The 7,818-nt window shown below is 61.3% G+C and carries 8 protein-coding genes; 4 read left to right on the top strand and 4 right to left on the bottom strand.

Annotation, left to right across the window (positions count from 1 at the left end; genetic code table 11):
* The first annotated feature begins 100 nt into the window (after window positions 1-100).
* Window positions 101-784, top strand: coding sequence for a response regulator (locus tag H7U20_RS05130; protein ID WP_199518536.1), 684 nt, complete (start codon window positions 101-103; stop codon window positions 782-784).
* The gene (locus H7U20_RS05135) at window positions 781-2,172 is read left to right on the top strand and encodes a sensor histidine kinase (protein WP_199518537.1); all 1,392 of its coding nucleotides are present in this window, start codon (window positions 781-783) and stop codon (window positions 2,170-2,172) included. Before H7U20_RS05130 ends, H7U20_RS05135 begins: the two co-directional genes overlap by 4 nt.
* Before the next feature lie 168 nt (window positions 2,173-2,340).
* On the opposite strand, the gene pnp is transcribed toward H7U20_RS05135, so the two are convergent.
* A complete protein-coding gene (pnp, locus tag H7U20_RS05140; RefSeq protein ID WP_199518538.1) occupies window positions 2,341-4,455 on the bottom strand; it encodes a polyribonucleotide nucleotidyltransferase in 2,115 nt (704 codons plus the stop codon).
* 280 nt (window positions 4,456-4,735) lie between these two features.
* Window positions 4,736-5,005: a 30S ribosomal protein S15 gene (gene rpsO, locus H7U20_RS05145; protein ID WP_010399743.1), complete on the bottom strand. Its 270-nt coding sequence runs from the start codon at window positions 5,003-5,005 to the stop codon at window positions 4,736-4,738.
* Between the two features lie 186 nt (window positions 5,006-5,191).
* Here rpsO and H7U20_RS05150 point away from each other — a divergent pair, with 186 nt between their 5' ends.
* Window positions 5,192-5,662, top strand: coding sequence for a hypothetical protein (locus H7U20_RS05150; RefSeq protein WP_233410511.1), 471 nt, complete (start codon window positions 5,192-5,194; stop codon window positions 5,660-5,662).
* A gap of 327 nt (window positions 5,663-5,989) precedes the next feature.
* Here H7U20_RS05150 and H7U20_RS05155 read toward each other — a convergent pair whose 3' ends face one another.
* Window positions 5,990-6,145 (bottom strand): hypothetical protein, encoded by a 156-nt coding sequence (locus H7U20_RS05155; protein WP_199518540.1) that lies wholly within the window; start codon window positions 6,143-6,145, stop codon window positions 5,990-5,992.
* 171 nt (window positions 6,146-6,316) lie between these two features.
* Window positions 6,317-6,652, bottom strand: coding sequence for a transposase (locus tag H7U20_RS05160; protein WP_199518541.1), 336 nt, complete (start codon window positions 6,650-6,652; stop codon window positions 6,317-6,319).
* A 548-nt stretch (window positions 6,653-7,200) separates the two neighbouring features.
* Here H7U20_RS05160 and H7U20_RS05165 point away from each other — a divergent pair.
* Window positions 7,201-7,818, top strand: a 618-nt coding sequence (locus H7U20_RS05165; protein ID WP_370593081.1) for a hypothetical protein, incomplete at its 3' end; no start/stop codon positions are given.

Here is a 7,818-nt window from a genome sequence, read left to right on the forward strand (position 1 = left end):
GGCATGAAGCCAATCTGATCGCTTGATGAAGAAAGCATGAAGACCCGGCCGCCGCCCCTTCTTTAGGCATTCTTCAGGAATTGATGGTTAAATACCGGCCATGAAGATACTGCTGATAGAAGACGATCTGGACTTGGGCAACGGCGTGCGCATCGCTCTGAGCGACCAGGGCATGGACGTGGTCTGGGTGCGCCAACTCGACGACGCCGAGCGCCACCTGGCGGCCGACACCTGCGACCTGATCCTGCTCGACCTGGGCCTGCCCGACGGCGACGGCCTGAGCCTGCTGACCCGCCTGCGGCGCGACAAGCACGACCTGCCGGTGCTGATCGTGAGCGCCCGCGACGCGCTGCAGGAACGCCTGCGCGGCCTCGACTCGGGCGCCGACGACTACCTGGTCAAGCCCTTCGAGCTGGCCGAGCTGCTGTCGCGGGTGCGCGCGCTGGCGCGGCGCAGCTACGGCTTCGACGGCGAGACGCTGGAGCTGCGCGGCCTGCAACTGCACGCGCCGACCCGCCGCGTGCAGGTGCACGGCAAGCCGGTCGAGCTCACCGCCAGCGAATACCTGCTGCTGAAGATACTGCTGATGCGCGCCAACCGCGTCATCACCCGGCGCAGCCTGGAGGAGCAGGCCCTGCCCGGCTCCCAGGCCAACGCCAGCAACACGCTCGACGTGCACATGGCCAACCTGCGGCGCAAGATCGGCGAAGGGTATGTGCGCACCGTGCGCGGCGTCGGCTACGTGATCGACCAGCACGGCCCCGCCGCGGACGGCGCCCGATGATGCGCCGCTTCTGGAACAGCATCGCCGCGCCGACCTTGGTGCGGCGCCTGCTGGTGGCGCAGATGGTGTTGTTGACGGCCTTGTGGACGCTGGCCACCGGCTTCGTCATCAACGAGAGCGGCAAGGACCTGAACCTGCTGTCGACCGAGCGCATCTTCGACGCCGTGCTGGCCGCCGCCGACGCGCTGGTCGACTCGCCGCAGCAGCAACAGCACGTGCTCAACATGATGGACCTGGCGGTGCGCGAGAACTATGGCACCGCCGACGACCCCATGCTCAGCCCCAGCATCGTGGTGCAGCAGCGTGGCCGCGAGATCTACCGCTCGCACGGCACGCCGAGCGAGCTGGGCACGCGCAAGCAGCATGTCGTCGAGACCTTCTACGCCGGCGACAAGCGCTGGCGCGCGCGCAGCAAGCAGTCGGCCAGCGGCACCATGCTGACCATGCTGGCGCCGGCCGACGGTCTGCACATCTTCATGACCATCAACTCGCACGGCTTCTACCTGCTGCCGCTGCTGATCAGCCTGCCCTTCCTGCTGCTGCCGACCTGGTTATCGATCCGCCTGGCGCTGCGGCCGTGGAGCCAGGTGGCGCGCGAAGTGGCGGCGCGCGGCCCGCACAACCTGAGTCCGCTCGACTACACCGCCAAGCACCGCGAGCTGGCCGGCATGGTCGACAACATCAACACCTTGATGCGCCAGGTCGACGACAGCGCCGTGCGCGAGCGCAGCTTCATCGCCGACGCCGCCCACGAGCTGCGCACGCCGCTGGCGGCGATGCAGGTCAACGTCGAGGCGCTGCACAGCCAGGCCAACGACGAGCGCCAGCGCCAGCTGCTCAAGGGCATCCTCAGCAGCGGCAGCCGCGCCACCCGCCTGGTCAGCCAGTTGCTGATGCTGATGCGCAGCGACGCCAGCGTGGCCGGCGCGGCGGCGGCGCCGGTCGCCCTGGCCCAGCTGTTGCAGGATCGCATGGCCGCGCTGGCCGCCCTGGCCAGCGCGCGCCGGGTGGAGCTGGAGCTGCACGCCGACACCGAGTTGTACCTGCACGGCCAGCGCGAGAGCCTGATCTCGCTGGTCGACAACCTGGTCGACAACGCCATCAAGTACAGCCCGCCGGACGGCCTGGTGCAGGTCAGCCTGCGGCGCGAAACCGGCCAGGCCGTGTTGGCGGTCAACGACCAAGGGCCGGGCGTGGCGCCGGCCCTGCGCGAGCGGGTGCTCGACCGCTTCTTCCGCGACCCCAACCAGACGCAGAGCGGCAGCGGCCTGGGCCTGTCGATCGCCCAGGCGGTGGCGCGCCAGCACGGCGGCAGCATCGCCCTGTTCGACACCGGCCACGGCGCCGGCCTGCTGGTCGAGGTGCGCCTGCCGCTGAGCGCCGCCTAGCCTCGCGCCGCCCAAGCAAGTTCAAGCAACCCACGGGCGGACTCTGGGGTCGGACCCGGCGGGTCCGACCCCGGCTCCCCGCCCTTGGGTGGTTTTCCCGCGTGAACGTAAAAAAACCGCCAGGGCTTGCGCGCTGGCGGTTTTTTGCGTCGGCCGAAGCCGGGGGGATTACTGGGCCACGGCTTCTTCGGCGGCGGCCTTCATCGACAGCTTCAGACGGCCGCGGTCGTCGGTTTCCAGAACCTTGACGCGCACTTGCTGGCCTTCTTTCAGGTAGTCGGCGACGGCGTTGACGCGCTCGTTGGCGATCTGCGAGATGTGCAGCAGGCCGTCCTTGCCCGGCATGACTTGGACGATGGCGCCGAAGTCCAGCAGTTTCAGCACGGTGCCTTCGTAGACCTTGCCCACTTCAACCGAGGCGGTCAGTTCTTCGATGCGACGCTTGGCTTCCTGGCCGGCGGCGGCGTCGACGGAGGCGATGGTGACCACGCCTTCGTCGCTGATGTCGATCTGGGTGCCAGTCTCTTCGGTCAGCGCGCGGATGACGGCGCCGCCCTTGCCGATCACGTCACGGATTTTTTCCGGATTGATCTTGATGGTGATCAGGCGCGGTGCGAAGTCGGACAGCTCGGTCTTCACGTGCGGCATGGCTTTTTGCATTTCGCCCAGGATGTGCTCGCGGCCTTCCTTGGCTTGCGCCAGCGCCACTTGCATGATTTCCTTGGTGATGCCCATGATCTTGATGTCCATCTGCAGCGCGGTGATACCGTTGCGGGTACCGGCGACCTTGAAGTCCATGTCGCCCAGGTGGTCTTCGTCACCCAGGATGTCCGACAGCACGGCGAACTTGCCGCCGTCCTTGATCAGGCCCATGGCGATGCCGGCCACGTGCTCTTTCATCGGCACGCCGGCGTCCATCAGTGCCAGGCAGCCGCCGCAGACCGAAGCCATCGACGAGGAGCCGTTCGACTCGGTGATTTCCGACACCAGACGCACGGAGTAGCTGAACTCTTCCGGCGATGGCAGGGCGGCGATCAGCGCGCGCTTGGCCAGACGGCCGTGGCCGATTTCGCGGCGCTTGGGCGTGCCGACGCGGCCGGTTTCGCCGGTGGCGAACGGAGGCATGTTGTAGTGCAGCATGAACGAATCGGTGAACTCGCCCATCAGCGCGTCGATCTTCTGGCTGTCGCGGGCGGTGCCCAGTGTGGCCACGACCAGCGCCTGGGTTTCACCACGGGTGAACAGGGCCGAACCGTGGGTGCGCGGCAGCACGGAAGTGCGGATCGAAATCGGCCGCACGGTGCGGGTGTCGCGGCCGTCGATGCGTGGCTCGCCGTCGAGGATCTGCGAACGGACAATCTTCGCTTCCATGTCGAACAGGATGTTGTTGACTTCGGCTGCGTCGACCGGCGCGGCGCCGGCGGCGGCCGCTTCGGCGCCCAGTTCGGCCAGCACTTCGGCGGTAGCCGATTTCAGCTTGGCGGTGCGCTCCTGCTTGTCTTTGGTCTGGTAGGCGTCGCGGATCTTGGCGCCGCCGAAATGCTCGACGCGGCCGATCAGGACTTCGTTCTTGGCCGGCGCGATCCATTCGACTTCCGGCTTGCCGCCGTCGCGCACCAGTTCATGGATCGCGTCGATGACCACTTTCATCTGGTCGTGGCCGAAGACCACGGCGCCGAGCATGATTTCTTCGGACAGTTGTTTGGCTTCCGATTCGACCATCAGCACGGCGCTTTCGGTACCGGCGACAACCAGGTCCATTTCCGAGGTTTTCAGCTGGGCGACGGTCGGGTTCAGGATGTACTGGCCGTTGGCGTAACCGACGCGGGCGGCGCCGATCGGGCCGTTGAACGGCACGCCGGAGATGCACAGGGCGGCCGAGGCGCCGATCATGGCGGCGATGTCGGGATCGATTTCCGGGTTGACCGACAGGACGTGAATGATGATCTGCACTTCATTCAGGTAGCCTTCCGGGAACAACGGACGGATAGGACGGTCGATCAGGCGCGAGGTCAGCGTTTCTTTTTCCGAAGGACGGCCTTCGCGCTTGAAGAAACCGCCCGGGATTTTACCGGCAGCATAGGTTTTTTCAACGTAGTCGACGGTCAGGGGGAAGAAATCCTGGCCTGGCTTGGCATCTTTGCGTGCCACAACGGTCGCCAGGACCACGGTGTCTTCAATCGACACCAGGACGGCGCCGGAAGCCTGGCGAGCGATCTCGCCGGTTTCCAGGGTGACTTGGTGTTGACCGTATTGGAAGGTTTTCGTAACTTTGTTAAACATGGGTAATCCCTTTCTAATTGCCGACAGATTTTCAGGGGCTGTCGTTCACCTCACCACAGGCGGCATGCTGCGGCGCCGCCTTACTACTAAACTTACTACTTACTAAACTTGCCACTTGCCAAACTTACGACTCAACTTGCCAGCAAGCGTGCTGCGAATTCGGGAATCCATGTTTCTGGGCAATAGCCCATGCCAATTGGCATTGTTCGGCCAAAATGACAAAATGCCCGCGTCAGCGAACTGGCGCAGGCATTTCTGTTTAAACCGGGTGACGCAAAAATTACTTACGCAGACCGAGTTTAGCGATCAGATCGCGATAACGGGTAGCGTCTTTTGCCTTCAGGTAGGACAGCAGGCTCTTACGACGGTTAACCATCATAATCAGACCACGACGGGAGTGGTGATCTTTGCTGTGCGCTTTGAAGTGGCCGTTCAGTTCGTTGATGCGTGCGGTCAGCAGCGCAACTTGAACTTCTGGCGAGCCGGTGTCGTTTTGACCACGGGCGTTGTCCGCGATGATCGCGGCTTTGTTGATGTTTTCTACGGTCATGATTTTACCTTTAACATGCGGTGCCCGGAGTCTGAACCCTAGGCATCGTGAACTTCAAAAGAATTCCGGCCAAAAGACCAGACCCGCAAGTATATCGGAAAAACCGGCGGCTGTATCCAGTCTTAGTTAGAATTCTTATGAGGCGAATGTGCAGAAACGGGGGCGGACATGAAAAAGATGGTTGCAATGACAAGTATCTCCCTGTTGTTGGCCGCCTGCGCCGCGCCGGGCGGCAGCCCGCCGCCGCCCGGCAGCACGGCCGAGCAGTTGCAGGCCCTGCTCGGCCGCCCCAGCGCCAGCTACCGCGACGGCGCCGACACCTTGCTCGAATACGCCACGGGGCCGAGCGGCCAGGCGACCTACATGGCCAGGCTGGGCGCCGACGGCCGGCTGCTCTCCTACGAGCAAGTATTAAGCAGCGAAAAGTTCGCCGCCGTCAAAATCGGCCGCGACAACCAGCACAGCATCCTGCTCACCTTCGGCCAGCCCTTCGCGCGGCAACGCTACCCGCTCAACCATCTTGAGGCCTGGCTCTACCGCTACAAGGAACAGGGCGTGTGGAACTCGATCATGTACGTGCAGTTCCGCCCCGACGGCAGCGTCGACAGCCTGCAGAACGGACCGGACCCGGAGCGCGAGCCGCACCGCGCGCGTTAGCCCGGCGGCGCGACGCTGGTGCGCGCCGTTTTGGCAAATCAGCAAGCGTGGCGAGCCGCTTAAGGCCACCTCGAATAACCGTCATTCCCGCGTAGGCGGGAATCCATACACTGCACGCTCATTGACTCAGCATGGATTCCCGCCTTCGCGGGAACGACAAGTTGCTGGTTTTTAGAGGTCGCCTTAAGAGCACCTCTAAAAACCCGTCGTTCCCGCGAAGGCGGGAACCTATACGCCGCATCCTGCCTAGCGCAGCATGAATTCCCGCCTGCGCGGCGGTCCGCCGATGCGGAACGACGAATTCAGCTTATTCGATGCGCCCTTAAATCAGTGTCCGCAAAGTAACACGGCGTTCTTGACGGTCTCGACTTCCTCGCGCTTGTTACGCTGAACCGGCGCTTGCACCAGCGAGGCGTCGACGATCTGACCACAGCGCGCCATGTAGCCGTACTGCTGCAGCTGCTGTTGGACTTGTTCGAACACGAATGTGCCCGCACCGGCCTAGGAGTCTGCGCGGCAGAAGAAAATGAAACTACCGCTAAAAATTCCGACCACTCAGATCGCGCCAGGATCAACGATCTCGACATTGGGAAGGGGTAAAGTACCCCTGAAAATGCCGGGAATTTGGGTGAAATCGTTCTGCCGCGCAGACTCCTAGGCCAGGCCATCACGGAACAGCCAGATCATCTTGGCGTCGGGGATACTGCTGCTCTCGGTCAGATCAAGAAATTGCAGGAAGCTGCGGCGATCAAGTAATTGATATTCCAGCTTGTCGTCGGCCAAGTTGTAGAGCTGCTGGAGCACTAGGATCTTGGCCATCAACACGGTCGGGTAGAGTGGGCAACCGCCTTTTGCGCGTGAGAGGCGCGGCGCGGTGGCGTCAATGTCAGCGGCCAGCGTCTCGGAGTCCACGTGTTTGGTTAAGTCGACCAAGGGATCGCCGATCTTGCGTTCGTGCTCCGCAAACAGGCTGATCCGGGTTTTCATCATCGCGGGCAGTCGCTGGTCGTGGCTGATGCCGGAATTTTACCTAGTCAGGCTGGCTGGTGGCAGGTGTTTAGGGATCGCCTTACTTAATACCGACCATATAAATTTCGACGCCGCTTATGATCCGAAAGCTACCGCCTCCGGGCAAAGACGTTCCCAGCAGAACGGCCTGATAGAGCGCTCGGGCTCGACAATACCTAACTCCAAACATCTTGCTCTGAGTGGAGCCAACGCGGGCCACACCCTCGCGCGTCTTGCGTGGACACTGTCAGGCATTTTCGGCACTGGCAACTGGGATGCTTGCCTCGGGCTAAATGAGGCGAGTGATGGGCCCAAATGCTGCTGCCTAGCGCTGCGAACGGCCAGGAGTGAAAATTCCATAGTTTCGTCTGATAATTATTTATTTTGAAAAATTATCAAAAATACCTCTTTACATAAATCACAACATTGGCTATGCTTGAAATTGAACAACAGTTCACATACAGCGTGGCTGAACCGTTATCAAAATTACCAATATTCACAACACACATTCAACTTCACAAGGAGAAAGTATGATCAAGTTTTCATTTTCCGCATTGCTTTTGGGCGTGACAGTTGCCGCGTCAGCTCCAGTTGGTGCTGCTCAAGTTCTTATGGCAGAAACCCAACTGGAGAATGGGCAATATTTAACGACACGTTCTGGCTTATATTCAGTTGTAGTTCAAGGCGACGGAAATGTCGTTGAATATTTCAATACTAGAATGGGAACCCGACCAAGCCAGTTTTCGACCGGCAGGGGACGCGGCAACCATCTCCGGATGCAAATGGACGGCAATCTTGCTCTGTACACGAGCGGCGGCACGTGGGCTTGGACATCGGAAACTGGTGGTCGACCATACAACATGGGGTACAAACTGGTTCTTTATGAAACTGGTGCTCTTTTTATCCATGATGCAAATAATAATGTGGTAAAAATTCTTTCCGAGGCAGATCGTCCAAATTCGCAAGGCGGTCCTGTTGACCGTTTCCCATTCCGTAAAATTGTGAATGGAGCGTGCCAGGATATGCTTACTCCAGACTTCCAATCTGGGATGCAGGCGGTAGTTGTCAACAAAGTTGTCGCGTCACTTCATGCAGCCAGCTTCACTAATTCAGGTTCAGCCCGTTCCGGATTGAGCCAAACCTCGTCC

This window comes from Rugamonas violacea (assembly GCF_016461825.1).
Taxonomy (GTDB): Bacteria; Pseudomonadota; Gammaproteobacteria; order Burkholderiales; family Burkholderiaceae_D; genus Rugamonas.

Coding starts and splice junctions, on each gene's coding strand:
- H7U20_RS05130 (WP_199518536.1), top strand. CDS start 101: ATGAAGATACTGCTGATAGAAGACGATCTGGACTTGGGCAACGGCGTG.
- H7U20_RS05135 (WP_199518537.1), top strand. CDS start 781: ATGATGCGCCGCTTCTGGAACAGCATCGCCGCGCCGACCTTGGTGCGG.
- pnp (WP_199518538.1), bottom strand. CDS start 4,455: ATGTTTAACAAAGTTACGAAAACCTTCCAATACGGTCAACACCAAGTC.
- rpsO (WP_010399743.1), bottom strand. CDS start 5,005: ATGACCGTAGAAAACATCAACAAAGCCGCGATCATCGCGGACAACGCC.
- H7U20_RS05150 (WP_233410511.1), top strand. CDS start 5,192: ATGACAAGTATCTCCCTGTTGTTGGCCGCCTGCGCCGCGCCGGGCGGC.
- H7U20_RS05160 (WP_199518541.1), bottom strand. CDS start 6,652: ATGATGAAAACCCGGATCAGCCTGTTTGCGGAGCACGAACGCAAGATC.